General features: G+C 65.9%; 1 pseudogene. It reads left to right on the top strand.

The window, feature by feature from the left end:
• Positions 1 to 232, top strand: a pseudogene (locus ACX6XY_RS30515) (transglycosylase family protein); the annotation flags it as partial.

The following is a 232-nucleotide window of genomic DNA, read 5'->3' as shown; positions in this document are numbered from 1 at the left end:
ACAACAACGGCAAGCAGGCCGACGGCCGGTACAAGACGGCCCTGTGGACCTTCACCAGCACGGGCGACGGCTTCGGCGCCCCGGTGAAGAAGTGGGACAGCGTCTCCGATTCCGGCTTCAGCTGGACCTGGGCCAGCAGCAAGCCCGTCGCCGGTGACTTCGACGGTGACGGCAAGGGCGACATCAGCGTCCTGTACAACAACGGCAAGCAGGCCGACGGCCGGTACAAGAC

This window comes from Streptomyces sp. O3, assembly GCF_054788135.1.
This window is presented reverse-complemented; position numbering and strand designations above follow the sequence as displayed.